Here is a 23,420-nt window from a genome sequence, read left to right on the forward strand (position 1 = left end):
GTGTTGGTGACCGAGCGGGATGCCGGGACGCATGGGATCGCGGGGGGATCCAACAAGTGCGTCAACGGGTATCTGGACGCGTATCTGCTGGAAGGGCGGCTGCCGGAGCGGCGCGCGGCGTGCGCACGGCCGGATCGCCGGTGAACAGCCGCAGCACCGGACGCACGGCGACCGCAAGCACACCCGCCCCCAGAGTGAGCGCACCGGCGACGAGGACACGGTTCGCCCGCCAGTGCCCACGAACCGCGTCCGGGCAACCCCCGCCCGCCGCCCGGGACATGAGCACACCGGCCGCCCCCGAGAACGCGTTGGACAGCATGAAGACCAGCAGGACGAGCTGGAACACCACGCGGGAGGCGGCCAGTTCGGTGAGCGACAGCAGTCCGATCGCGGCGAAGAAGGCGAAGGACGCGAGGTAGTCCACAGCCATGGACACCATCGCCGGCCACGCCAACTCCCAGCTCTCACGCGCCGATCGACGGTCCCACGGCGTCGTACGCCAGGTGCCGAGCCAGTCCCACAGCCCCGCCCGCCGCAGCAGCACGACCTGGAGGGCGCCCGCGCAGAGAAGGGAGAGGGTGACGCCGAGGCCGTTCCCGGCGGCGCCCAGCGCGGGCAGCGGGCCGACGCCGTAGATCAGGGCCCAGCTCGCGAGCAGGTTGACGGGCATGGTGACGCAGTTCGTGAGCAGGGTGAGCCGGGTCCGTTTCGCCGCCTGGAGGGTGATCGTGCCGAGCGCGGAGAGCACCGCGAGCGGCAGACCGGGCGCGCGGGCGCGGAGATAGGCGGCACCGGCCGCGACGGCCGCCGGGTCGTGCACGGTGAGGGCGACCAGGGGGCGGGCCGCCAGCATCAGGGCCAGGGCGGCCAGCACCGCCAGCGCGCCGACCGGCCGCAGCGATGCGTGCAACACCCGTATGGCGGCGGCCCGTTCACCGGCTCCGAGGTGCCGGGCGCACAGCACCTGGTAGCCCGTGACCCCGGCCAGCAGGACGCCGAGTGCCAGTTCTACGACCACGATCGCACCGGCGACCCCCGCCAGCGCCGTCGAGCTGTAGTGGCCGGTGAGCGCGAGGCTGATGAGGTCACCGGCGCGCGCGACGGAGGTCGCGAGGACGGCGGGCAGCGCCAACTCCAGCAGGGGGCGGGCCTGTTCGCGTATCCAGCCCCGGGAGACGGGCGCCACCGTGTCCGGTGCGGCGCTCATTTCACGCGCGTCCGGGTGCCGTGCCGTGGATCGGGGCCCATGGTCAGCGTGTAGATGGTCGCCTGACGTACGGGGTCGAGGCCCAGCAACTCCTCGATCAGTCCGTCCCGTACCGCCGGGGTGACCAGCGTGCCCAGGCCGTGCGTGTCGGCGAGCAGCAGGAGGCGCTGGGCCAGGTGGCCGGACTCGATGTACAGGTTGCGCAGGGCGCGTTCGTGCCGGTAGCGGAACTGGTACTGCTCGAAGTCCGCGACCATGACCAGGGTGAACGCGGCGGTCAGCGGCCAGGGCGAGCCGTAGAACACCTCCCGCATGGCGCCACGGTGGTCGCCGGGGCGGATCTCGGTCAACTCCGGTTCTGCGGGGGCCAGATCGAGGTGCCAGGCGCCGGGGGCGATGCCGTCGACGTTGTACGTCAGGACGTAGAAGTCGAAGGCGGTACCGAAGGACCGGAGCAGTTCCCAGGGGTCGTCCTCGCCGGTGCGGCGCTGGTTGGCGGCGACCGTGGCGAGGCCGGTGCGCAGGACGTGCGAGAGCGCGCCGGCCGGGGTGGGCCGCGGCAGGTAGCTGCGCACCGAACGGCGGGTCAGCAGCGCCGTGCCGAGGCTGCGGCCGGGGTCGCCCGGCACCGGCTCGGGCAGCGGCACACGGCGGCCCTCCGGGCGGATCCGGGGCGGCAGCCGGTCACCGCCGCCGTATCCGGCGAGCACCTCGCGGCGGGTGTCGACGGCGTCGGGGCCGGAGTCGGCGTACGGCAGATCGCGGGAGAGGAGGTGGTACTCGAGGGAGGGGCGCCAGCGCCGCCGGTGCCAGAACTCGACCAGTTCCTCGGCGGGTTGGGGCGCGGCCTCGGCTCCGGCCAGCCAGGAGGCGAGGGCACCGGACCCGTCCGGCGGGGCGCCCGCGGCGATCGTACGGGCCAGGGTGCGCCGGTCGACGTACCCGCGACGGCGGCCGGCCAGGTCCTGGACGTGCACACCGTCCCGGGGACTGAGCCCGCCGCCGATGCGCAGCATGGGTGGAAGGGCGGACGGGCCGGATGGATCGGACATGGGAGTGCTCCTTTCAGGTCCTACGTCAGAGACGGAGTTCAACTCGGCTGTCCGGCAACGCACTTACCCCAGCGCCACCGTCGCGATCAGCCCCTCCGCCAGCCCGTCGACGCCGATCATCCGCTCGACCCCGGACTCCAGGTCGCCGTAGGCGGGGAAGGCCGGTATGCCGAAGCCCTCGGCGAGTTGGGTCACGGTGGAGGCGATGTGGCCGGCGTCCATGTGGATGCTGCGGTAGGTGCGGGGCTCGCGGTAGCGCCACATGTTGCGGCGGAACACGGAGGTGAGCACGAGCAGGCAGCGCACGTCGAAGGCGGGGCGGGTGGTGCTGGCCCGGAAGACGCGGCGGAACTCCTCGGAGTCCGGGTCCGGGGCGGGGACGGGCAGTTTCACCAGCGCGTGCAGTCCGCCGTGCACGTGGTACCAGCCGGGTTCGACGCCGTCGACGTCGAGGACGGCGAGATAGCCCTCGGTGGGATGGCGGCGGCCGCCGGACGGGCTGGTGCGGGTGAGGTAGTCGGCGGAGCCGGGGGCGCGGCTGCGGGTCGTCTCCACGATGCCGAGGGCGAGGGCGGCGATCGTGAGGAGTCCGGGCCGGTCGAGCTGCCGGGTGCGGCCCGCGTCCGTGCCGACGGGCATGGGCGCGAGGTCCGGGGAGAGTGCGGGGAGCGGTATCCGTTCCGCCGACGCGGGTTCCTTGAAACGGTCGCCGTCGATTTCCTCGTCACGGTACCGGTGAATTCGCTCCCGGTCGACCGCGATTCCCTTGCTGTAATCGACGCCGGGGAAATCGTGCGCGGCGAGATGGTATTCGGCGGCCATGCGCCAGCCTTTCTCCTCCCACCGCCGGAACAATTCCCGACCCCATTGGTAGCGCGGGGTGTCGAGGTAGGCGTCGTCGACGAGGAGGCCGACCTTCTCCATCGTGGCGACGACGGCCTCGGCACGCTCGGGCGGTACGCCCAGTTCGGCGGCGGCCTCCTCGGCCAGCAGCCGCCGTTCCCGCGGCCGGCCCGCGAGGACGAGCACGGCCGCCTCATGCGCGCCCAGCTTGAAGGATCGCCTGGTCAGCAGGTCGTCGGCGATCCACTGGCCGGCCGCGCCCGGTCGGGGCGTCAGCCGGATGAACTCGCTGGCCCGGACGGACTCAGTCACTTGTACAGACACGGTCACCCCTGGACTGGGGCCCCGGCGCCCGGGGAAGCGGATTCCCCGGGCCACCGGAGCGGGCACAGAATTAGTCGACGTTCGGGCCCTGGAGCAGCATGGGCTCGTAGGACTCGACCTCTTCGATCTCGACGATCTCGACGACCTCGGCGGTGTTCTCCATGGGGAACCTCCTGGATTTTCGGCGATTTGCCTTTCGCCACCGGTTGCTCGGCGACAACGAAATGATCACCCGGGAATGACGAGTTCGGCAAGCATCTCCTTTTTGCATCCCTGGAATAACCGGGAGGAATGCAAAGGGGCGGTCATTCCTACTTGTGGGTTACATTTCAGAGGCCATTGAGGAAGTGTCCACATAGTCACTCTTCACGCCATTCGCCCGCATTCCCCGGCAGGTCGACCCGGCCCCTCTGCGCAGCCCAAGCGTCTGAATGATCAAATCGCCGTCATATGCAGTTGGCGAATGCTTTTACCAGAGCGCGTCGCGGCCACGGCCCGTATGCTCCCCCGCATGGGGATCACGGGCGGAAATGCGGGCGCACACCAGGTGGAAGAGGCCGTAGCGAGCTGCCTCGCACTGCTGAGGACGGCGACGGACCGGGACTGGGACGAGGTGAAGGCCGGCCGGCTGGACTGGAGCTGCCGGTACACCGCCGAGCACATCGCCGGTGATCTCATCTCGTACGCGGGGCAGTTGGCCGGGCGCGCGCAGCACGCGTACGTCCCCTTCGACATCACCTTCGACGAGGGCACCGACAACTCCGGTGCCCTGGACGTCATCGAGACGACCGGCGCCCTGCTCGCCGCCACCCTCCGCACCACACCCCGCGAGGTACGCGCGTTCCACCCGTACCCGTTCCGCAGCGCGAACCGCGAGGGCTTCGCCGCGATGGGTGTCGCCGAGGTGCTGCTGCACACGCACGACATCGCCGAGGGCCTGGGCCTGACCTACCAACCCGCCCCCGAACTCGGCGAGTTCGTGCTCGGCCGGCTCTTCCCGCACATCCGCCCCGGCGCCGACCACTGGCGCACCCTGCTGTGGGCGACCGGCCGCGGCGACCTCCCCGGCCGCGCCCCCGTCACCGAGTGGCGCTGGCGCAACAACCTCGTCCACGCCACCGACCGCCTCACCCTCCAGGGCATCACCCCCGCGGCCGCCGGTGACCTGGTCTCGGGCGGCGACGGCGGGTTCGAGTGGATCGAGGGCGGCCCGTACGAGGGCACCCGGGAGGCCGCGACCTTCCTGCTGAAGGCCTACGTATCGGGCGTGCACCGCCCGGAGTTCGGCGTGTTCGTCCTCGTCCGCCGCGAGGACGGCCGCGCGGTCGGCGGCCTGGGCTTCCACGGCGTCCCCGACGAGGAGGGCCGCACGGAGATCGGCTACGACCTGGTGGCGGGCGCCCGCGGCCAGGGCTACGCGACGGAGGCGCTCCGCGCGCTCTCGGAGTGGGCGCTGGCCCGGGACGACGTACGGACCGTCTTCGCGACGGTCGAGCGGGACAACCTCCCGTCGCAGGCCGTCGTCACCCGGGCGGGTTTCAGGAAGGTGAGCGAGGACGAGGTCGAGGGCGAGTTCGCCTACGAGTTGGGGCGCTGACCAACTCCGTTACCGCGCCCGCCCCTTGGGCCTGCGCAACCCCGCCGCCGTCAGCAGCCGGACCACCTCCCGGCTCCTGACCTCCACCGCGCCGGCGGCCACCGCGTCCGCGTAACGATGCGACGGAATGTCGTAGTGATCCCGCTCGAAGGCCCGGCGCGGTACGCCCAACTCCTCGGCGAACAGGTGGAGTTCGTCGTACGAGACATCGCTGACGAGGTGGGACCAGAGGCGCCCGTGCCCCGGCCAGGTCGGTGGATCGATGTACACGGTCACAGGGAACCCAGGCTTCCCACCGCGGCGACCTTCACGCCCGCCTGGTGGCACACCCAGTGCGGGTCGGGGCCGAGTTCCGGTTCGATCTCCAGGGCGTGCGGGTCGCCGGACGCGCAGACCGGGCAGAGCGGCCAGCGCCCGTACGCCTCCAGCAGCGCGTCCTGCACGTCCTGCGCGACCAGCCCGGCGACGTACTCCACACCCTCCGGCCACTGCTCCACCCACCATCGCCGCTCCACGATGGACTCCTCCACCATGGACACCACGTCCGCCGCCACGACCTCGCGCGCGGCCAGATCGGCGAGCACGAGGGCGCGGGCGGCGTGCAGTGCCTGCTCCAGGGGACTGACGGGATCACTATCGGGACTACTGGGTGCCATGCACCCATTGTGCGCACCCTTGACCCGACCACCGCCTCGAAAATATCTTTCAAAGGTGACCCAGGACGTGAAGGAAATTTTCGGAAGCGCCTCGGGGAGTACGCCGCCCGCCGCACTGGCCGCCAAGGTGCGCACCCTCGCCCCCTCCATGACGCGCTCCATGCAGCGCGTCGCCGAGACCGTCGCCGCCGACCCGGCCGGCTGCGCGGCCCTCACGGTCACCGGCCTCGCCGAACTCACCGGCACCAGCGAGGCCACCGTCGTCCGCACCGCCCGCATCCTCGGCTACCCCGGCTACCGCGACCTGCGCCTGGCCCTCGCCGGGCTCGCCGCGCAGCAGCAGTCCGGGCGGGCGCCCGCCCTCACCACCGACATAGCCGTCGACGACCCCATCGCCGACGTCGTCGCGAAACTCGCCTACGACGAGCAGCAGACCCTCGCCGACACCGCCGCCGGACTCGACACCGTCCAGCTCGGCGCCGCCGTCACCGCGCTCGCCACGGCCCGCCGTACCGACATCTACGGCGTCGGGGCGTCCGGGCTCGTCGCCCAGGACCTCACCCAGAAGCTGCTGCGGATAGGCCTCATAGCCCACGCCCACAGCGACCCGCACCTCGCCGTCACGAATGCCGTGCAGCTGAGGGCGGGGGATGTGGCGATCGCGATCACTCACTCGGGGTCCACCGGTGACGTCATCGAGCCGTTGCGGGTGGCTTTTGAGCATGGGGCTACGACCGTTGCGATCACGGGGCGGCCGGACGGGCCGGTGACGCAGTACGCCGACCACATACTCACGACGTCCACCGCTCGGGAGAGTGAGCTCCGGCCGGCCGCGATGTCGTCCCGGACCAGTCAGTTGCTGGTGGTGGACTGCTTGTTCATCGGGGTTGCGCAGCGGACGTATGAGCAGGCTGCACCGGCATTGTCGGCGTCTTATGAGGCACTGGCGCATCGGCATAGGCGCTGACGGTTCGTGGTTGTCTGCGGGTGCGTTGTGGCTGGTCGCGCCCACGCGGCGGAGCCGCAAATAGACACAGCCCCGCGCCCCTAAAAACACCGGTCGGCCTGCGTTTTTAAGGGGCGCGGGGAACTGCGCGACCAGCCCCCACCGGCCCGCGGACAAGGAACAACAGAAAGAGCCGCTGATCCATGACCTCTACGTCCAACCCCCGTGACCTCCGCGCCGAGTTGGAGTCACTCACCACCGAAGCCTTCCGCCCGGAACTCGCCGGTATCGACCAACTCCCCACCCTCGACATCGCCCGCCTCATGAACGCCGAGGACGCCACAGTCGCCGCCGCAGTAGCTCGCCGCCTCCCCGGAATCTCCGCCGCGATCGACGCCGTAGCGGACCGCATGACCAGAGGAGGCCGGCTCATCTACATGGGCGCCGGTACCGCCGGCCGGCTGGGCGTGCTGGACGCGTCCGAGTGCCCGCCGACCTTCAACACGGCCCCCTCCGAGGTGGTCGGCCTGATCGCCGGCGGCCCGGCGGCCCTGGTCACGTCCATCGAAGGCGCCGAGGACTCCCGGGAACTGGCGAAGGCCGACCTCGACGCGCTCACGCTGACCGCCGACGACACGGTGGTCGGCATCTCCGCCTCGGGACGGACCCCGTACGCGATCGCAGCCGTAGAACACGCGCGCGGGCAGGGCGCGTTGACCATCGGCCTGTCCTGCAACGCGCACAGCGCCCTCGCCGCGGCCGCCGAGCACGGCATCGAGGTCGTCGTGGGCCCCGAACTCCTCACCGGATCAACGAGGTTGAAGGCGGGCACGGCCCAGAAGCTCGTGCTCAACATGCTGTCGACGATCACGATGATCCGGCTGGGCAAGACCTACGGGAACCTGATGGTCGACGTACGGGCGTCGAACGACAAGCTGCGCGCCCGTTCCCGGCGGATCGTCGCGCTCGCGACCGGCGCGGACGACGCGGAGATCGAGCGGGCCCTCGCGGCCACCGACGGCGAGGTGAAGAACGCGATCCTGGTCGTCCTCGCCGGGGTCGACGGCCCGACGGCCGCCCGCCTTCTGGAGGAGTCCGGCGGCCGGCTGCGCGCGGCGCTGACCGCGGCGGCCGACTGACCAGCACGCTCGGAGGGTGAACACCTCGCCCTCGCCCACCGCCACCGCCGCCGCGATCCTCCCCCTCGTCGGCGGCCCCGCGAACGTCACCTCCGTGGCCCACTGCATGACCCGCCTCCGGCTCGGCCTGGCCGACCGGTCACTGGTGGACGAGGAGGCGCTACGGGCGCTGCCCGGCGTGCTCGGGGTCGTGGCCGACGACACGTACCAGATCGTGCTGGGGCCGGGGGTGGTGGCCCGGGTGACCCCCGAGTTCGAGAAGTTGGTCGGTAGCGTTGCCGGTGAACTGGCCGCTCGTGGCACCGCCGGTGAACTGGCCGCTCGCGGCACCGAGTTGAAGGATGCCCAGCGCGCTCGCAACGCGACCCCCGCCAAACTGCTCCTGCGCCGGGTCGCCAACATCTTCGTCCCCCTCATCCCCGCCCTCATCGGCTGCGGAATCCTCGCCGGTCTCAACGGCCTGCTGATCAACCTGAGTTGGCTGCCGGGGCTCACCCCTTCCCTCGCCTCCATCGCCTCCGCGTTCCTCGCCCTCATCGCGGTCTTCGTCGGCTACAACACGGCGAAGGAGTTCGGCGGGACGCCCGTGCTGGGCGGTGCGGTGGCGGCGGTCGTGGTGTATCCCGGGGTCGCCAAGGTGACGGCGTTCGGGGTCGCCCTCTCCCCCGGCCAGGGCGGGGTGCTCGGCGCACTCGCCGCCGCGCTGCTCGGCACGTACGTCGAGAAGTGGTGCCGCACCTGGGTCCCCGCGACGCTCGACGTCCTCGTCACCCCCACCCTGACGGTCCTGATCGCGGGCCTGGCGACGCTCTACGGCCTCATGTACGCGGCCGGTGAGATCTCCTCCGCGATCGGCACGGCCGCGAACTGGCTCCTGTCGACCACGGGTCCCTTCGCGGGGCTGATCCTGGGCGGCCTCTTCCTCCCCCTCGTAATGCTCGGCCTGCACCAGGCCCTGATCCCCATCCACACCACCCTCATCGAACAGCAGGGCTACACCGTCCTGTTGCCCATCCTGGCGATGGCGGGCGCGGGCCAGGTGGGTGCGGCCGTCGCCGTGTACTTCCGCCTGCGCCACGACACTTCGATCCGTACGACCATCAAGTCGGCGCTCCCGGCAGGGTTGTTGGGCGTCGGCGAACCGCTCATCTACGGCGTCTCACTCCCCCTCGGCCGACCGTTCCTGACCGCCTGTGCGGGCGGGGCGGCGGGCGGGGCGTTCGTCGGGTTCTTCGCGATGCTGGGCGACAAGGTGGGGGCGACGGCGATCGGACCGTCGGGGTGGGCACTGTTCCCGTTGCTGGCGGGGAACAGCTCCCTGCCCCTGACGGCGGCGATCTACGCGGGAGGTCTGCTCACCGGCTACCTGGTCGGGTTCCTGGCCACGTACGCCTTCGGCCTGCCCCACCGGGACCGGGCCCAAGCAGCCCGGAACAGCGGGGAGTTGGTCACAGATCCATCGAGCGGCTGATGATCTCCTTCATGATCTCGGACGTCCCGCCGTAGATCCGCTGGACGCGCGCGTCGGCGTACCGGCGGCAGATCGGGGACTCCCACAGATAGCCGGAGCCGCCGAACATCTGGAGGCAGTCGTCGACGACCTCGCCCTGAAGCTCGGTGGTGACGAGCTTCGCCTCGGCGGCCTGGTCGGCGGTGAGGGTGCCCTGGTTGTGGGCGAGGACGCAGGTGTCGACGAAGGCCTGGGCGGAGCTGATCCGGGCCCGCATCGCGGCCAGCCGGAAGCGGGTGTCCTGGAATCTCGCCAACGGCCGCCCGAACGCGGTGCGTTGCTTCGTGTGGGCGACGGTCTCGCGCAGCGCCGCCCCCGCCTCCGCCACCGCGCCCATGGCGACGACGAGCCGTTCCAGGGCGAACTGCCGCATCAGCAGGGCGAATCCCTGGTCCGGCCCGCCGAGCACATCGGCATCGGGGACGTACACGTCGTCGAAGAACAGCTCGGCGGTGTCCCAGGTCCGCAGCCCGAGTTTGTCGAGCTTGCGGCCCCGGGTGAAGCCGGGGGCACCGGCGGCCACCAGGAACAGGCCGATGGCATGCCCCTCGCCGGTGCGGGCGGCGACGATGACGAGGTCGGCGTTGACGCCGCTGGAGATGAAGGTCTTGGCCCCGTTGAGCAGCCAGCCGTCCCCGTCCGGGGCGCGCACGGCGTGGGTGCGGAGGGCGGCCACGTCGGAGCCGGTACCGGGCTCGGTGATCGCGATGGCGAGCACCGTCTCGCCGGAGACCGCGCGGGTGAGGTGCCGGGTCTTCTGGTCCTCGGTGCCGAACGCGGCCAGGTACGGAGCGACGACGCACGAGTGCAGCGGGGCCGCGAAGCCGGACTCACCGGCGTCCGCCAGCTCCTCGATCATGATCTGCTCGTACCGCAGATCGGCCAGACCCAGACCGCCGTAGGCGGGATCGGCCCAGGGGCAGAGCAGGTTCCGCGCGCCCGCGAGCCGCCAGACGTCCTTTCCCACGATCCCCTCGCGCTCCCAGCCGGCCTGCCTCGGCACGACCTCGCGCCCGACGAAGCCGCGCCAGGCCGTCCGGTACGCCTCGTGGGCGTCGTCGAAGTATCCGTTTCTGATCACGGCCCGACGCTAGGCGGACGGCACGGCGGGCCGTCATGACCGCAGCGCTCACCGCCATTGACCTCCGTGTCCCGTACGATCGGCGGCCATGCCCGCACCTCTGGAGCACGACGCGTACGGCGCGCCCGCCCGCTCGGTCGCCATCCATCACGTACGGGCCGCGCTGCGCGGAGCCGAGCGGCACGGCCTGGACATCGCCCCGCTCCTCGAACAGGCCGCCGTACCACCGGAGTTGCTGGAGGTCCCGCTCGCCCGGGTGTCGCCGCAGCAGTTCGCCCGGCTCACCAAGGCGGTGTGGGAGGCACTCGACGACGAGTTGCAGGGCCTCGGGCCGCAGCCCCTCAAGGTGGGCACCTTCGCGATGATGTGCCACGCCGTCGTGCACTGTAGCCCCGACCTGCGGACCGCGATCAACCGCAGCAGTACCTTCTACGGCCTCTTCCCCGGCGGCCCCCGCTTCCAACTGGAAGAGGCGGATGGGGAATTGGCGCAGGCAGCCGGCGAGTCGGGACAGGCGGCCGACGCGTCACGGCTCGTCTTCGACCTCACGGGGTTCGACGACCCCGACCACTACCTCGCCGAGTCCGCCACCGTCGTCGCCCACCGCTTCGCGGGCTGGCTGATCCGCCGCCGGATCCCCCTCACCCGGGTCGAGTTCAGCCACCCGGCCCCACCGCACGCCCTCGAATACGACCTCCTCTACGGCGCCCCCTGCGCCTTCCGCGCCCCGCGCACCGCCCTCGTCTTCGACCGCGCCCTGCTCGAACTGCCCGTACTCCAGGACGAGTCGGGGCTGCACGCCTTCCTGCGCCGGGCCCCGGGGGACGTACTCGCCCGCCTGGACTACGGCAGCACCGCCGCCGCCCAGGTCCGCCGGCTGCTCGGGCAGTCGCTGCCGGACCGGATGCCGGACCCGCAGGACATCGCGGCCCGGCTGGCGATGAGCGCGCAGACGTTGCGCCGACGGCTGGCCGCCGAGGGCACCTCGTTCCAGCGGATCCGCGATCAGCTGCGGCGCGATGTGGCGATCGCGGCGCTGGCCGAGGGCACCGTCTCCATCGAGGATCTCGCGCACCGGCTGGGCTTCTCCGAACCCAGCGCCTTCCACCGCGCGTTCAAACGCTGGACGGGCTCCGCGCCCCGTTCCTACCAGCCCGGCGCCTGAGCGAACACCAAGGTCAAGGACCTTGAGCGGCACGGTCACCGCGACCGCCCGGCCCCGGCTCCTACAGTCCCCGCATGACAGTGGTGGAAGAAGCGGGACTCGGCCGCGTGGGCATCTGGACCGCGAGCCTGGACGCGGTGCCCCCGGCGGCGGGCGCGGAGATCGCCGCCGAACTGGAGGAACAGGGCTGGGGCACCCTGTGGTTCGGCGAGGCGTACGGCCGGGAGGCGTTCTCCCAGGCGGGGTTGCTGCTCGCCGCCACCTCCCGCATGCGCGTGGCGACCGGCATCGCCACCATCTGGGCGCGTGACGCGGTCGCGGCCAACGCGGCGTCCCGCACACTGTCGGCGGCGTACGGCGGCCGGTTCACGCTCGGACTCGGGGTCAGCCACCGGCCGTTGGTCGAGCGGGTGCGCGGCGGGAGTTACGGCAAGCCGGTCGCCGCGATGCGCGAGTACTTGACGGCGATGGCGGGCGCGGCCTTCTACGCCGCCGAGGCCGACGCACCGCGCCCGCCCGTCCTGGTCGCCGCGCTCGGCCCCCGGATGCTGGAGACGGCCCGCGAACTCGCCGACGGCAGCCATCCGTACCTGGTGACACCGGCCCAGACCGCCGAGGTACGGGCGGCGCTCGGGCCCGACAAGATCGTGGCCGTAGAGCTGGGCGCCGTACTCACCAAGGACCGCGGGACCGCGCTGCGCCGGGCCCACGCCCACCTGGACATCTACACCGGCCTGCCGAACTACCGCAACAACTGGCTGCGGGGCGGCTTCGACGAGAGCGACCTGGTGCGCGGCGGCTCCGACCGGCTGGCCGAGGCGCTCGTGGCGTGGGGCGACGAAGCGGCGATCCTCGACCGGGTGCGCGAACATCTCGACGCGGGGGCCGACCATGTCTGCGTACAGGCTCTGATGGAGTCGCCGTTCGAGGTGCCGACGGAGGCTTGGCGGGCGCTGGCACCGGCGCTCACCGGCGTATGAGCGACGTATCAGCAGTACCGCCGGATCCGCTGAGCGGAACAGCACACGACACCCGTTCCCGGGCCCTCCAGACTCCTGGCACGCACGGAAGACGAAGCGACCCCGCACAGAAGGACGGAGGAGAGCCATGTCCATAAGACACAGACTGTTCGCGCTCATCACCGCGGTGCTGGCGACGTTGGCCCTGGCCTGGGCCGGCGGATCACCCGCGCAGGCCGCGGGCTTCACCCCGATCAACATCTGGAACTCCAGCCACTGCCTCGACAACGCCACCGAGAACGCCGCGAAGCTCCAGATGTGGTCGTGCACCGGCGGTGCCGAGCAGAACTGGCTCCGGGGGTACAACAGCGACACGAGCCTGTACACCTTCACCAACCAGAACACAGGACGGTGCATCACCGCGCCCGCCTCGGGGGCGGGCACGGCCGTGACGGCGACCTGCAACGCGGCCGCGCGCAACCAGCAGTGGGCCCTCTACTACGCGGCCTACACCGGGTCGGCCGCGGGCTGGTTCTACGTCTGGCAGAACGCGTCGAGCGGGTACTGCCTCTCCACGCCCAGCGTCGGCAACGGCACCCTGATCCAGACGATTTCCTGCGATTCCACCGTGCGATACGAGTGGTGGCACCAGCCGTAACCACCAGAGCCTGCCTCAGAGTCCGGCTCCCGAGCGGCGGGAGCCGGACTCCGCCGTCCGCCACACCAGCGTGTACCGCCAGAACAACCGCCGCCGCAGCCGGGCCCCCGGCAGGAGGCGTACGGCCTCGCGGCGGACCTCGGCGAAGGTCATCTCCGGCGGCCGGGTGACAGCGGTCATCGCCACCGGTCGGGACACGGCCCTACGGCCCCGGTTCTTCACCCAGCCCACGACCAGGTTCAGGGCGACGGAGACGACTCCGAGGAGAGAGTCGACGGCATCCTCCTCGCGGGCACAGCCGACGACCACGAGGGTTCCGCCCGGGGCGAGTTGATCGCGGAAGCGGCTGAGCGTCCCGGTGAACGGGAGGTGGTGGAGGGCGGCGACGCAGGTGATGACGTCGTAGGGGCCGGCGGGGATTCCGCCCCGGGCATCGACGACGGCGAAGACCGCGGGAACACCGAGAGCATCGGGCGGGGTCAACTCCCGCGCCCGGGCGATGATTTGAGGATCGGAGTCGACCCCCTCCACACCACCCGTGCTCCGTACGGCAAGCAACCGCACCAGGTCACCGCTCCCACAACCCACGTCCAGCGCTCGCCCGAACCTGCGGGGCAACTGCCGTAGCAGCCAAGGGTGGTAGTGGGCGTTGTGGCTCCAGGGGTGGGCGGAGTTGAAGGCTTCCAGGGCCCGGAGGACTCGGGGCGGGATCACGGCCATGGGACCAGTCGACCACGGCGGCACCACGGCCGGCGGCGCGAGGCGGGCGGCTCAGGGCAGGCGGGCTTCACGGTTGCGTTCCCGTACTCGGGCCCGCAGTACCTCCTCCTGGGCGGCGGGCCCCGTGGACTCCGGCGGGCAGTCCCACTCCCGGCCCCCGCCGACCGGCCGCAACTGGACCTTGCCGCCCACATGTCCCATCACCTCGCCGATCCGCCCGTCCCGTACGTCCACGGCGTGCGCTCCGACCGGGGGCCGTTCACCGCGCAGCACGGACGCGAGCTTCTCGGCGGTACGGACGTTGCAGCGCCCCAGCATGACCAACGCGAACTTCTCGTCGCTCGCGCCCGTCACCGGGTCCACGCACAGGGACGGCAGGACGACACCGACACCGGTGAGCGCCTCCCGGAGCGAAGCGACGACTTCTTCCGTCGACCGCAGCATGCGTTACACCTCCACACAGAGTTTGCTGTTCGCAACACAGCGTGGCGGCAACGTGTCTAACCTGGCCATACGGGGAGTCCCAACAAACTCGGGTGTCAGGACAGGGAGTTGCTGTGGCAGGACACAAAGACCTCGACCCGTCGTCGTCACCGCGCGCCCTGCTCGGCGCCGAACTCCGCCACGCCCGCGAGAAGGCGGGCCTCAGCCAGGACGAGTTGGGGCAGCGGCTGTTCGTGAGCGGGTCGTTCATCGGGCAGTTGGAGGCGGGGACGCGGCGGATGTTGCCGGAGTACGCGCGGATGTTGGACGTGGAGTTGGGGACGGGGGACTTCTTCGCGAGGAATTGCGGGGCGGCGGCGAAGTCGAAGTATCCCGAGCACTTCGCGGAGGCGGCGGAGGCTGAAGCAACGGCGACGGAGATCAGGGAGTACGCGCCCCTGTTGATTCCCGGGTTGCTTCAAACAGCGGCCTACGCACGGGCGGTGTGCCGCGCCTATCAGCCCACGGCTCCGGATGAGGCGATCGAGGAGCTGGTGACGGCCCGCATCGAACGGACCCACATCCTCGACGACCCAACACAGCCGTTGTTGTGGGCGATCGTCGACGAAGCGGCGCTTCACCGAGTGACGGGCGGACCCGAGGTGATGGCGGCAGTACTGAGCCGTATCGTCGGCCTGATCCGCCGAAGCCGGGTCATCGTTCAGGTGATGCCGTTCAAGGCAGGAGCACACCCGGCGATGGAGGGTTCCATCAAGCTGATGGACTTCGACGACGCCCCTCCGCTGGTGTACTTCGAAGGAGTCGGCACCGGACGCCTGGAAGACGACCCGACCACCGTCAGGCAGCATCGACGCACCTACGAATTCCTCGCGGCCTGCGCCCTCTCTCCAGAGAACTCCCTGGCTCTGATCGAAGCGATGGCGCAGGATTACGCGCATGAGGAACAACCCTGAGTACAACTTGGACACGGCTACCTGGCACAGGTCCAGCTACAGCGGCGGCAGCGGCGGCAACTGCCTCGAAGTGGCCCGCTGGCGTAAGTCCACGCACAGCGGTGGCGACGGCGGCGACTGCCTGGAGGTCGCCGACGGCCACCCCGCCCTCGTCCCCGTCCGCGACTCCAAGAACCCCCTCGGCCCGAAGCTCGTGTTCCGGGCCACCGCATGGTCCACGTTCATCGACGGCCTGACGAACTAAGTCCTTCCGCGCCTCCCCATGGGTACCCGTACTCATGCCCGGGCGCGCTCCCCGGTCCACCGTTGGGATCACCAACCCGGACCGACCCGAAGGACGTGCCCTCGATGCCGCATGCCTCCCGCCTGCGCCAGCTCCTCGCACTCGCTACGGACAACTGGCCGGCCCGGGCCTACCTGGCCGTCGTAGGCGTCTCGGTCGCGGCGATGTTCATCGTCCCGGAAAGTCCTGTCGCCGCAGGCCCGTTGATCCTCACGGCGCCCTTCTCCCTCCTGGGCGTGGCGCTCCCCTTCGGTCCCGGTACCGAGGGGCCGGCGCAGGCGCTGGCGGTCGGCTTCTGGGCGGTATGGCTCCTGCTCTGTGCCCTCGTGAACGCCGCCGTGCTCGGCGCCCTCCTGAAGAGGTCCGCGACGCCCACCGCACAGAAGCGGACGGACCCGGTGTCTCCCGCACTCGCCCGCCGCCAACGCATCCGCACCCTGCTGGCGCCCGCCGTGGACAACTGGCTCGCGCGTGGATATCTCGCAGTGGTCGCGGCGTCGCTGGCGTTCTTCCTGTACGCCGTGTACGTGTCGCCGGACCCGGGTTTCGCCGGGATCTGGCCGATCATGACCACGGCGCCACTCAGCCTCCTCGTCCTCCTGGTGTCGATCCCAGCGGAGTTCACTTCTCTCGACTGGCTCAACCCGTTGGTCTTCACCGCCGGTACGGCCCTGTGCGGACTGGCCAACGCCGTACTGCTCGGCCGTCTCGCCCACAGGCTCTCGACGCGGGAGGCGCTCCCGACCGCCTGAGGGAACACCTCGTGAGGTCGGCCCAGGGGCTACTGTGGACCGTAGAGTCCATTCCAAGGAGGCGAGCCGTGCGCGCGCAGCTGACGGCGAAGGGGAAGGCGACCCGGAACCGGATCGTCGAAGGCGCGGCCGCGGTGCTCCGGGAGAAGGGGGTCGCCTCGGCGACGCTGGACGACGTCATGGCCAGGACCCGCACCAGCAAGAGCCAGCTGTTCCACTACTTCCCGGCCGGCAAGGACGAACTGCTCGTCGCGGTCGCCCAGTTCGAGGCGGATCAGATCCTGGAGGACCAGCAGCCGTATCTGAGCTGCCTGGACTCATGGGAGGCGTGGGCGCGCTGGCGGGACACGGTGATCAAACGCTACGAGGCCCAGGGGGACGCGTGCCCGCTCGGGTCGCTGTTCCAGCAGATCGGGCGCTCGACTCCCGGAGCGCGGGCGATCATGATCGAGCTGACGCGGCAGTGGCAGGGGAGCCTGGCGGCGGGCATCCGCTCGCTCCAGGCCAGCGGTCGACTCCCCGCCGACGTCGACGTCGAGGCGCGATCCGCGGCGTTGCTGGCCGCGATCCAAGGGGGTGTCTCGATCCTCCTCGCGACGGGCCGTTCCGATCACCTGCGCGCCGCCCTCGACCAGGGAATCGCGGACCTGCGCCGCACGGGCTCCACGGTCGCGGGCTCCACGGTGGCGTGACCCGGCGTCGGACGCCCCACCCGCCCGACCACCACCGCAACTCCCGCCCGGCGAACCTCCGTTCAGCCCGCGCGTCAGCCCGCGATGACGGCGACGCTGTTCCGGCCCCCGTCCACGTCGAGCACGATGCCGTGCACGAAGGCGGACTCGTCACCGGCCAGATACACGGCGGCGTTCGCGATCGCGTCGGGAGTTCCCGGGCGGCCCGCAGGGGTGCCCTGCATCATGACCACGGCGGGATGGGCCTCACCGACATGCGCCTCACCGGCATCGGCCTCGTCGGCACGCGCCTCGCCAGGCGCCGTGTCCAGCACGACCCCCGGGGAGATCGCGTTCACCCGTACCCCCTGCGGCCCGAACTCCGCCGCCCAGGCCCGCGTCAGGGTCTCCATGGCTCCCTTGGTGGAGCTGTAGAGCGCGCCGATCGGAATGCCCAGGCGGGCGATCCAGGACCCCAGGTTGATGATCGTTCCGCCACCGGCCTCCACCATGGCGGGCGCGACGGCCGCCGTGAGGAAGAACGGGGCCTTCACATTGACCGCGTAGACCTGGTCGAAGGTCTTCTCGTCGGTGGCCGTGGTGCGGTCGCCGGGGTAGATGCCGGCGTTGTTGACGAGGACGTCGACACGGCCGCCGAGCACCCGCGTCGCCTCCCGCGCCAGCGCCTGCGAGGCGGCCGCGGTGCCGTCAAGGTCGGCCCGTACGAACTCGGCACGGCCGCCGCGTGCGCGGATCCCGTCGACGACCTCCTTGCCGCGCTCGGCGCTACGGCCCGAGACGGCGACGTGCGCCCCCTCGGCGGCGAACGCCTCCGCCACGGCCCGCCCGATGTTGCTGGTCGCTCCGGTCACCAGCGCGGTCTTGCCCTCAAGCCTCATCGACATGGTTCGGTTCACTCCGTCGTCCGGTCGGTTCTCCTCGGTGGAGTGCCACTGTGCGACGATGAAATTGGACTTGCAAGTCCAGAAATCGGAGGGGGCGAGACCGGGAAAAAGGGCGAGAACGGGCGAGAAAGGGCGCGTGTGTGACCGTCCTCCGATCGACCGACACCGTCCCGGGCACCATGGAGGGGCACCATGGAGCGCGGGAGTCGACACCATGACCCCCCGCACCGCACCGCACCGCCGAGCACCCGCAGATCAAGGATGGCGCCGAGCGACCATGAACCACGCCCAGCAGACCGCCCTAGGCCGTGCCCTCCGCCTCCTCGGCGAGCACGGCGAGGCGCTCAACTCCGACACCCCCGACTCCCGCCTGCACGAGGTCAAGGCAGACCTCAAGCGCGCCCTCGACCTCCTGGACGACAGCGTCAGCGGCGCCGCGCCCACCACCCGCTGCCCCGAGCACCCCAACGGCCCGGTCGACGCCGACGCCCCCGACCTCTGCCTGCTCTGCGAGACCCGGCGCCGCGCGGCCCGCCGCTCCGAGTTCAACGGCCCGGCCGCGACCCGGCCCGCCGACACCACCCCGTCCCGCTACGGCGTCCGCGAGGACCGCCCGCAGGCCCAGCAGCGCTGGCTCCCCGAACTGTGGAACGGCCAGGCCTGGCAGCTCTGCGGCACCCCGCGCCGCGACCGCCACGAGGCCGAGCTGTACATCAGCGCCGCGCGCCGCGGCTCCCGCCCGGCGATGGCGTACCGCCTCGTCCACGAGTTCACGGACTACGAGGTGCTCCGGGTCTGGGGCACACCGGTACACGTGGACATCGAGCCGCTGGGGAACCTCTAGCGGGCAGGGGGCAGCGGCCACGGGTCACCGGGCAGTGGCCGTCAGCGGGTGTGGTGACGCTCGGCCTCGCGGACCTTCTGGGCGAGTTCCTCCCTGGTGAACCGGGGCAGGTACGCCGGTGTGCCCCGCTCGACGCGCCAGCCCTCCGCCAACTCCCCGATGTCCAGGGCGTCGAAGCCGAACTCGTCGACCAGCGCGGCCACCGTCGCGCGGGCCTCGGGGTCGTCACCGGCGACGATCGACGCCCGCCGGTTCTCCGTGGCGGGCGGCTGCGCGTCGGCGGTCAGGGCGACGGCCGGGAAGTGGTTGAAGGCCTTGACCACGCGGGCCTTCGGCAGATGCGCCTGGAGCAGCTCGGACACGGTCGTCCGCCCCTCCTCCAGCTCGGGGATCACGCCGTCGCGGTCCGGGTAGTAGTTGCCCGCGTCGATCACGATCGCCCCGGCCGGAGGCTGCGGAATCTGCGCGTAGTTCGCCAACGGGATGGCTACGACGATCAGTTCGCTCTCCGCGACGACCTCCGCGGCCGTGGACCGCGTGCCGTTCTCGCCGAGCTCCAGAATGATGTCGTACGGGATGTCCCGCGGGCCGCGCGAGTTGCTCAGGAGAACGTGGTGGCCGGCCGCGGCCGCCAGACGCGCGACCTGCTTGCCGATGTTGCCCGCACCGAGAATGCCAATCTTCGCCATGCCGCACTTCCTGTGAGTCCTGGACTGCTCCATGACTCCACCTTCCGCGTGAGCACTAGTGTCAAGGTCAAATCGAGGGCTGCACGGCCCCCGGCCCGCCACCGACTCCCCGTCGACCATCGGCTCCCCGTCGACCACGGCCTCGACCGCCCGCAGATAGCCGCGTACCGCCTCGCGGGTGCGGGTGAGACGGTCGATGCGGCGTCCGATGTTGCTCACCTGGAGACGCAGTGCCTCTACGGTCGCCGGTGTCGCGCACTCCTGCCGCTCGTCCGGGAGATGCGGGTTCTCCTTGCACCGGAGGACGGAGCGGATGAGTTCCGTGGTGAACCCGGACTCCAGCAACTCCCGGATCATCGCCACCCGCTCGACCGCAGAATCCCCGTACAGGCGATAGCCGTTGCCGTCGCGATGCGCGTGCAGGAGGCCCTGTTTCTCGTAGTAGCGCAGCAGCCGGGTCGGCACTTCCGTACGGCGCGCCAGGTCGCCGATCCGCATGTCGTGGGGCCGCACGAGGGCCGCCTTCCTCCGGGGGTCCGGTCCGGTCGCATGTGTGGTCGCCGGCCGAGTCGTCGCGGGCTCGGCCGGCTCCGAGGGGGGGTTCAGTCGACGCCGAGGGGGTCAGTCGACGCCGAGTACCGCCTTGCCCCGCAGGCGGCCCGCCGCCATCTCCTTCAGCAGCGAGTCCGCGCCGGCCCAGTTGTCCCTACGGCCGATCTCGACCCGGAGCTTCCCTTGTGACGCCAGGTCCAGCAGCGCGTCCATGTCCTCGGCGTCACGGCTCCCGTCACCGTCGCCGTAGACGAAGTGGCGCAAGGTCAGCGAGGCGCCTCCTTGGACCTGTCGGAAGAAGTCCAGCGTGATGGGGCTGCCGCTGGCCTGGCCGAACCAGAGGAACTGGCCGCCGGGGCGCAGCTTGTGGGCCGTCTTCGACCCCAGGTCGCCGCCCACGGACTCCAGGACGATGTCGAAGGCTGTGTCTTCTACGGCATCGATGTCGAGGGCGATCTTGGCGCCCAGCGCCGCCATGTGGTCGGTCGGCTGGCCCTGCGCGGCGACGGCGGTGATCTCGGCTCCTTCCGCGACGGCGAGCTGGATGAGCACCTGGCCGACTCCGCCTCCCACGCCCGTGGCGAGAATCCTGCGCCCCTCCAGAGGACCGGCGAGCGCGAGGAGCCGCTGGGCGACCAGCCCGCCCAGGGGGAGCGCGGCCGCGTCGGCGGAGTCCACGTTGTCGGGGACGACCGCGAGGCGGTCCGCCGAGGCGGCGACGTACTCGGCGGCGCCTCCTCCGGAGGGCAGATGGAGGGCGACCCGGCTGCCCTCAGCCGGTCCACTCCCGTCCACCGCGGCCTTCGCGACCACCCCGGCCGCGTCGATACCGGGGCGGAACGTGGTCGAAGGGGCGCTCAGGTAGAGGAAGTCCGCCCGGTTGAGTGCGACGTCGGTCACCCGGATCAACGCCTCGTGGCGCTGCGGGGTGGGGAGTTCGACCTCCCCCAGCTCGGTGAGGGTCTCCGGGTTTCCGGTCGGGATGAGCGCGCGCATGAAAGCACCTTCCGCAGAAATGGTAGTACCGCTACCGCTTCACCGTACGCATAAAGCGGTAGTGGAACAACCGGATCGGCTTGCGGTGCGACTTAAGCGGTAGCATCACTACCGAATCAACCGTGCTATCGAGGCAGGGCAGCCATGACCGCCACGTCACCGCGTGCGCCGCGCAAGGAGTCACCGCGTGCGCCGCGCAAGGACCAGGTCCGCAACCGGCGGCTGCTGCTCGACGCGGCCCGCCTGGCCTTCGCCGAGCAGGGACCCGACCTGAGCATCGAGGCCATCGCCCGGACCGCGGGCGTGGGAGCGACCACCTTCTACCGGCACTTCGCGACCAAGGACGACCTCGTCCTCCAGCTGCTGGAGGACATGTCGCACGGCGCGCACCAGGTCGCGGAGGAGGCCGCCGGCATCGCCGACGACTGGGAGGCATTCCGCGCGGTGTTCACCCGCGGGTGCGCACTCGACGACGCGGGGCTGCGGCTGTTCGACGCCCTGTGCAGGACGAGCCCGCAGGCGGCCGAGCACGGGAGGGCGCTCGCCGCCTCTCTGATCACCCCGGTCGCCGACCGGGCCCGGCGGAGCGGCCGACTGCGCGGGGACGTCACCGCCGAAGACGTGGCGGCGTTCATGCGCATGGCCGACTCGGCCTCGACTCCCCGGCAGCGCGAGACCGCGCACGAGGTGATGCTGGCCGGCCTGCGCACCCCCGCCGGGTAACGACACCGCTCGCGGCACCGCTCGACGGCCGATCCCGCGCCGACCACCGGGCACCAACGGCCCGCGCAGCTACGGCAGTTCGCGAACCGCGAGCGTTCCGGACCTCCGTGGGCACCTGACCGTGGGCGCCTAGCCCTTGGGCACCTAGCCCTTGGGCGCGTGCCGTTCGAGGATCGACCGGACCTGCTCGCCGTCCAACTGGTACACCGTCTCGTGCGCCCGGGGATCCCGCGCGTGGAAGGTGTGGAACATCGGCCCGGTCTCCCCGCCCAGCTCCACCAGCGAGGCCGAGGCGCCCCGCACCGCCCGCTCCGTACCGGGCGCGGTCGTCAGATCGATCCGGTTGACGACACCGGGCGTGACCCACACCGGCGTCGCCTCCAGAAAGCCGAAGAGCTGGACGTGGAAGTGCCCGGTGAGCACGACCCGTACGTCACTCCCCCGGATCGCGTCCGCCAACTCCCCTGGATTCCGCAGCCCGAAGGCCCGCTGCATCGGCGAATCGAGGGCGACCGGCGGATGATGAAAAGCGAGTACGGTCCCGTGCTCGGCCGGAGTCCTCAACTCCTCCTCCAGCCAGTCCAGTTGGGCCCGGCTCAACTGCCCGTACACCTCCCCCGGCACGAGCGAGTCGAGCGTGACGAACCGGTACCCGCCGACCGTACTGACGGCGGCGCACCCGAACTCCACCGGAAACACGGCGTCCGCGGCGACGTGCCCACTCCCGAGCACCTTGCCGAACGCCTCCCGCTCGTCATGGTTCCCGGTCGTGTAGAAGACCGGCACCCCGCCCATCAGCCGCGCGAACCCACCCACCAGCTCCTTCGCGGCCGCATACGCCTCCACCGCCCCGTCGTTGGCGATGTCCCCGGTGACGACGACCGCGTCCACACCGCGCTGATGCCGCAGCTCGGCGAGCATCAGCCGGAGGGAGTCGGTCGCGTTGATGCCGTGGCGGTTGGGGGCGTCGGTGCGCTCGAGGTGGGTGTCGGACAGGTGCAGGATCCTCATGTCCGGGCACGCTAGCCCGAGTTGGGACCCCCACCAAGAGCCACACACCAAGAGAAACGGCTCAACGCGTGGCCGGCGGCCGCCACATCGTCGTGACCACCTGGCCGCCGGCGGTGACGATCTCGTCACGGGCCACGAAACCGACGCTCTCGTAGCGCTTGTTGTTGGCCGGGTTGGTCGACTCCAGGTAGACAGGGGCGCCGACCACATCGACCCGGGCGAGCCCCTCCGTCAGCAGCCGCATCCCCAACCCCTTGCCCCGGTGATCGGCGTGCGTGCCGAGGATCGTGAGGTAGAAGAACGGCTCGGCGGGGTGCACCGCCTCGAACTGCTCCCCCACCACCGCGATCGCACGAGCGGTCCCCGCATCCGTGACCCCGGCCAACCGCCCTTCCAGCCCGGCAGCCTCCTCCTCGGTCAACTCGACCCCGCCCGCCGGAATGAAGACCGCCGCGGCCTCCACCTCCGGCGTCACCAGCGTCCAGGGGTACCGCAGCGCGGAACCGGCATAGACCCGCCACATCACGGCCGCCTGCCCGGCCCGCCGCCGTTCGTCGGGGAAGGCGGGCCCCCAGACCGGGTCGTGGAAGAAGGCGCTGGTGAAGGTGGCGACGACGGCGTCGAGATCGGTGGCGGTGGCGACACGGGCAGAGGTCATACGACGCACGGTACGCACAACCACCCACCCCGACCTGTCAATTCAGCCCGTCCGGCGTTTGAGGACGAGGCCCCTTCAGGGC

The 23,420-nt window shown here is 71.1% G+C and carries 25 protein-coding genes and 2 pseudogenes; 14 read left to right on the forward strand and 13 right to left on the reverse strand.

Annotated elements, in window-relative coordinates; genetic code table 11:
* Positions 1 to 126, forward strand: a pseudogene (locus tag ACNFOC_RS28280) (alpha/beta hydrolase); the annotation flags it as partial.
* A 58-nt stretch (positions 127 to 184) separates the two neighbouring features.
* On the opposite strand, the pseudogene ACNFOC_RS28285 reads toward ACNFOC_RS28280, so the two are convergent.
* The 3 genes and pseudogenes from ACNFOC_RS28285 to ACNFOC_RS28295 form a co-directional block, all read right to left on the reverse strand.
* Positions 185 to 1,207, reverse strand: a pseudogene (locus ACNFOC_RS28285) (MATE family efflux transporter); the annotation flags it as partial.
* Positions 1,204 to 2,259, reverse strand: a complete 1,056-nt coding sequence (locus ACNFOC_RS28290; protein ID WP_416961906.1) for a SagB/ThcOx family dehydrogenase — start codon at positions 2,257 to 2,259, stop codon at positions 1,204 to 1,206. The gene ACNFOC_RS28290 and the pseudogene ACNFOC_RS28285, both read right to left, overlap by 4 nt.
* Positions 2,260 to 2,322: 63 nt before the next feature.
* Positions 2,323 to 3,414: a SagB/ThcOx family dehydrogenase gene (locus ACNFOC_RS28295; protein WP_416961907.1), complete on the reverse strand. Its 1,092-nt coding sequence runs from the start codon at positions 3,412 to 3,414 to the stop codon at positions 2,323 to 2,325.
* 559 nt (positions 3,415 to 3,973) lie between these two features.
* Here ACNFOC_RS28295 and ACNFOC_RS28300 point away from each other — a divergent pair.
* Complete coding sequence (locus ACNFOC_RS28300) at positions 3,974 to 5,023, forward strand: GNAT family N-acetyltransferase (protein WP_416961930.1); 1,050 nt, start codon at positions 3,974 to 3,976, stop codon at positions 5,021 to 5,023.
* 9 nt (positions 5,024 to 5,032) lie between these two features.
* On the opposite strand, the gene ACNFOC_RS28305 is transcribed toward ACNFOC_RS28300, so the two are convergent.
* Together ACNFOC_RS28305 and ACNFOC_RS28310 are read right to left on the reverse strand one after the other, a co-directional pair.
* On the reverse strand, positions 5,033 to 5,299 hold the full coding sequence (locus ACNFOC_RS28305; RefSeq protein ID WP_416961908.1) for a DUF4031 domain-containing protein: 267 nt from the start codon (positions 5,297 to 5,299) through the stop codon (positions 5,033 to 5,035).
* Entirely contained in the window at positions 5,296 to 5,679 is a 384-nt protein-coding gene (locus tag ACNFOC_RS28310; protein WP_416961909.1) for a DUF8819 family protein, read from the reverse strand. Before ACNFOC_RS28310 ends, ACNFOC_RS28305 begins: the two co-directional genes overlap by 4 nt.
* A gap of 55 nt (positions 5,680 to 5,734) precedes the next feature.
* Here ACNFOC_RS28310 and ACNFOC_RS28315 point away from each other — a divergent pair, with 55 nt between their 5' ends.
* The 3 genes from ACNFOC_RS28315 to ACNFOC_RS28325 all read left to right on the forward strand — a co-directional run bounded on the left by ACNFOC_RS28315 (position 5,735) and on the right by ACNFOC_RS28325 (position 9,235).
* On the forward strand, positions 5,735 to 6,646 hold the full coding sequence (locus tag ACNFOC_RS28315) for a MurR/RpiR family transcriptional regulator (protein WP_416961910.1): 912 nt from the start codon (positions 5,735 to 5,737) through the stop codon (positions 6,644 to 6,646).
* Positions 6,647 to 6,828: 182 nt separating this feature from the next.
* Positions 6,829 to 7,764 (forward strand): N-acetylmuramic acid 6-phosphate etherase, encoded by a 936-nt coding sequence (murQ, locus tag ACNFOC_RS28320; protein WP_416961911.1) that lies wholly within the window; start codon positions 6,829 to 6,831, stop codon positions 7,762 to 7,764.
* 16 nt (positions 7,765 to 7,780) lie between these two features.
* Positions 7,781 to 9,235, forward strand: coding sequence for a PTS transporter subunit EIIC (locus ACNFOC_RS28325; RefSeq protein ID WP_416961912.1), 1,455 nt, complete (start codon positions 7,781 to 7,783; stop codon positions 9,233 to 9,235).
* Here ACNFOC_RS28325 and ACNFOC_RS28330 read toward each other — a convergent pair.
* On the reverse strand, positions 9,213 to 10,355 hold the full coding sequence (locus tag ACNFOC_RS28330; protein ID WP_416961913.1) for an acyl-CoA dehydrogenase family protein: 1,143 nt from the start codon (positions 10,353 to 10,355) through the stop codon (positions 9,213 to 9,215). The two genes, ACNFOC_RS28325 and ACNFOC_RS28330, sit on opposite strands and share 23 nt — an antisense overlap.
* A gap of 88 nt (positions 10,356 to 10,443) precedes the next feature.
* Here ACNFOC_RS28330 and ACNFOC_RS28335 point away from each other — a divergent pair, with 88 nt between their 5' ends.
* The 3 genes from ACNFOC_RS28335 (at position 10,444) to ACNFOC_RS28345 (ending at position 13,137) form a co-directional block, all read left to right on the forward strand.
* Positions 10,444 to 11,520, forward strand: coding sequence for an AraC family transcriptional regulator (locus ACNFOC_RS28335; RefSeq protein WP_416961914.1), 1,077 nt, complete (start codon positions 10,444 to 10,446; stop codon positions 11,518 to 11,520).
* Positions 11,521 to 11,594: 74 nt separating this feature from the next.
* The gene (locus ACNFOC_RS28340) at positions 11,595 to 12,500 is read left to right on the forward strand and encodes a TIGR03620 family F420-dependent LLM class oxidoreductase (protein WP_416961915.1); all 906 of its coding nucleotides are present in this window, start codon (positions 11,595 to 11,597) and stop codon (positions 12,498 to 12,500) included.
* Positions 12,501 to 12,627: 127 nt separating this feature from the next.
* A complete protein-coding gene (locus tag ACNFOC_RS28345; RefSeq protein WP_416961916.1) occupies positions 12,628 to 13,137 on the forward strand; it encodes an RICIN domain-containing protein in 510 nt (169 codons plus the stop codon).
* A 15-nt stretch (positions 13,138 to 13,152) separates the two neighbouring features.
* Here the strand turns inward: ACNFOC_RS28345 and ACNFOC_RS28350 are convergent, their stop codons facing one another.
* Positions 13,153 to 13,857, reverse strand: a complete 705-nt coding sequence (locus tag ACNFOC_RS28350) for a class I SAM-dependent methyltransferase (RefSeq protein WP_416961917.1) — start codon at positions 13,855 to 13,857, stop codon at positions 13,153 to 13,155.
* Positions 13,858 to 13,908: 51 nt separating this feature from the next.
* Entirely contained in the window at positions 13,909 to 14,301 is a 393-nt protein-coding gene (locus ACNFOC_RS28355; RefSeq protein ID WP_416961918.1) for a hypothetical protein, read from the reverse strand.
* Positions 14,302 to 14,414: 113 nt separating this feature from the next.
* Between ACNFOC_RS28355 and ACNFOC_RS28360 the strand changes: the two genes are divergently transcribed.
* The 4 genes from ACNFOC_RS28360 (at position 14,415) to ACNFOC_RS28375 (ending at position 16,981) form a co-directional block, all read left to right on the forward strand.
* Positions 14,415 to 15,254 (forward strand): helix-turn-helix domain-containing protein, encoded by an 840-nt coding sequence (locus ACNFOC_RS28360; RefSeq protein ID WP_416961919.1) that lies wholly within the window; start codon positions 14,415 to 14,417, stop codon positions 15,252 to 15,254.
* Positions 15,238 to 15,498: a DUF397 domain-containing protein gene (locus tag ACNFOC_RS28365; RefSeq protein WP_416961920.1), complete on the forward strand. Its 261-nt coding sequence runs from the start codon at positions 15,238 to 15,240 to the stop codon at positions 15,496 to 15,498. Before ACNFOC_RS28360 ends, ACNFOC_RS28365 begins: the two co-directional genes overlap by 17 nt.
* 104 nt (positions 15,499 to 15,602) lie before the next feature.
* Entirely contained in the window at positions 15,603 to 16,289 is a 687-nt protein-coding gene (locus ACNFOC_RS28370; RefSeq protein WP_416961921.1) for an SCO4225 family membrane protein, read from the forward strand.
* Between the two features lie 68 nt (positions 16,290 to 16,357).
* Positions 16,358 to 16,981: a TetR/AcrR family transcriptional regulator gene (locus tag ACNFOC_RS28375; protein WP_416961922.1), complete on the forward strand. Its 624-nt coding sequence runs from the start codon at positions 16,358 to 16,360 to the stop codon at positions 16,979 to 16,981.
* A gap of 74 nt (positions 16,982 to 17,055) precedes the next feature.
* Here the strand turns inward: ACNFOC_RS28375 and ACNFOC_RS28380 are convergent, their stop codons facing one another.
* Positions 17,056 to 17,865 (reverse strand): SDR family NAD(P)-dependent oxidoreductase, encoded by an 810-nt coding sequence (locus ACNFOC_RS28380; protein WP_416961923.1) that lies wholly within the window; start codon positions 17,863 to 17,865, stop codon positions 17,056 to 17,058.
* 277 nt (positions 17,866 to 18,142) lie between these two features.
* On the opposite strand from ACNFOC_RS28380, the gene ACNFOC_RS28385 reads away from it, so the two are divergent.
* Positions 18,143 to 18,709, forward strand: coding sequence for a hypothetical protein (locus ACNFOC_RS28385; protein WP_416961924.1), 567 nt, complete (start codon positions 18,143 to 18,145; stop codon positions 18,707 to 18,709).
* Between the two features lie 41 nt (positions 18,710 to 18,750).
* Here ACNFOC_RS28385 and ACNFOC_RS28390 read toward each other — a convergent pair whose 3' ends face one another.
* Positions 18,751 to 19,911 (reverse strand): MerR family transcriptional regulator, encoded by a 1,161-nt coding sequence (locus tag ACNFOC_RS28390; RefSeq protein ID WP_416961925.1) that lies wholly within the window; start codon positions 19,909 to 19,911, stop codon positions 18,751 to 18,753.
* Between the two features lie 108 nt (positions 19,912 to 20,019).
* Positions 20,020 to 20,946 (reverse strand): zinc-binding dehydrogenase, encoded by a 927-nt coding sequence (locus ACNFOC_RS28395; RefSeq protein ID WP_416961926.1) that lies wholly within the window; start codon positions 20,944 to 20,946, stop codon positions 20,020 to 20,022.
* Positions 20,947 to 21,090: 144 nt separating this feature from the next.
* Here ACNFOC_RS28395 and ACNFOC_RS28400 point away from each other — a divergent pair, with 144 nt between their 5' ends.
* Positions 21,091 to 21,669, forward strand: coding sequence for a TetR/AcrR family transcriptional regulator (locus tag ACNFOC_RS28400; RefSeq protein WP_416961927.1), 579 nt, complete (start codon positions 21,091 to 21,093; stop codon positions 21,667 to 21,669).
* 144 nt (positions 21,670 to 21,813) lie between these two features.
* Here the strand turns inward: ACNFOC_RS28400 and ACNFOC_RS28405 are convergent, their stop codons facing one another.
* Complete coding sequence (locus ACNFOC_RS28405; protein ID WP_416961928.1) at positions 21,814 to 22,680, reverse strand: metallophosphoesterase family protein; 867 nt, start codon at positions 22,678 to 22,680, stop codon at positions 21,814 to 21,816.
* A 61-nt stretch (positions 22,681 to 22,741) separates the two neighbouring features.
* On the reverse strand, positions 22,742 to 23,338 hold the full coding sequence (locus tag ACNFOC_RS28410; protein ID WP_416961929.1) for a GNAT family N-acetyltransferase: 597 nt from the start codon (positions 23,336 to 23,338) through the stop codon (positions 22,742 to 22,744).
* Positions 23,339 to 23,420: the final 82 nt, after the last annotated feature.

This window comes from Streptomyces colwelliae, from assembly GCF_048158785.1.
Lineage (GTDB): Bacteria > Actinomycetota > Actinomycetes > Streptomycetales > Streptomycetaceae > Streptomyces.

Excerpts from the sequence above, each read along its gene's own strand:
- ACNFOC_RS28290 (WP_416961906.1), bottom strand. The coding sequence starts at position 2,259 with ATGTCCGATCCATCCGGCCCGTCCGCCCTTCCACCCATGCTGCGCATC.
- ACNFOC_RS28310 (WP_416961909.1), bottom strand. The coding sequence starts at position 5,679 with ATGGCACCCAGTAGTCCCGATAGTGATCCCGTCAGTCCCCTGGAGCAG.
- murQ (WP_416961911.1), top strand. The coding sequence starts at position 6,829 with ATGACCTCTACGTCCAACCCCCGTGACCTCCGCGCCGAGTTGGAGTCA.
- ACNFOC_RS28335 (WP_416961914.1), top strand. The coding sequence starts at position 10,444 with ATGCCCGCACCTCTGGAGCACGACGCGTACGGCGCGCCCGCCCGCTCG.
- ACNFOC_RS28340 (WP_416961915.1), top strand. The coding sequence starts at position 11,595 with ATGACAGTGGTGGAAGAAGCGGGACTCGGCCGCGTGGGCATCTGGACC.
- ACNFOC_RS28345 (WP_416961916.1), top strand. The coding sequence starts at position 12,628 with ATGTCCATAAGACACAGACTGTTCGCGCTCATCACCGCGGTGCTGGCG.
- ACNFOC_RS28350 (WP_416961917.1), bottom strand. The coding sequence starts at position 13,857 with ATGGCCGTGATCCCGCCCCGAGTCCTCCGGGCCCTGGAAGCCTTCAAC.
- ACNFOC_RS28355 (WP_416961918.1), bottom strand. The coding sequence starts at position 14,301 with ATGCTGCGGTCGACGGAAGAAGTCGTCGCTTCGCTCCGGGAGGCGCTC.
- ACNFOC_RS28365 (WP_416961920.1), top strand. The coding sequence starts at position 15,238 with ATGAGGAACAACCCTGAGTACAACTTGGACACGGCTACCTGGCACAGG.
- ACNFOC_RS28370 (WP_416961921.1), top strand. The coding sequence starts at position 15,603 with ATGCCGCATGCCTCCCGCCTGCGCCAGCTCCTCGCACTCGCTACGGAC.
- ACNFOC_RS28380 (WP_416961923.1), bottom strand. The coding sequence starts at position 17,865 with ATGTCGATGAGGCTTGAGGGCAAGACCGCGCTGGTGACCGGAGCGACC.
- ACNFOC_RS28385 (WP_416961924.1), top strand. The coding sequence starts at position 18,143 with ATGAACCACGCCCAGCAGACCGCCCTAGGCCGTGCCCTCCGCCTCCTC.
- ACNFOC_RS28395 (WP_416961926.1), bottom strand. The coding sequence starts at position 20,946 with ATGCGCGCGCTCATCCCGACCGGAAACCCGGAGACCCTCACCGAGCTG.
- ACNFOC_RS28400 (WP_416961927.1), top strand. The coding sequence starts at position 21,091 with ATGACCGCCACGTCACCGCGTGCGCCGCGCAAGGAGTCACCGCGTGCG.
- ACNFOC_RS28405 (WP_416961928.1), bottom strand. The coding sequence starts at position 22,680 with ATGAGGATCCTGCACCTGTCCGACACCCACCTCGAGCGCACCGACGCC.
- ACNFOC_RS28410 (WP_416961929.1), bottom strand. The coding sequence starts at position 23,338 with ATGACCTCTGCCCGTGTCGCCACCGCCACCGATCTCGACGCCGTCGTC.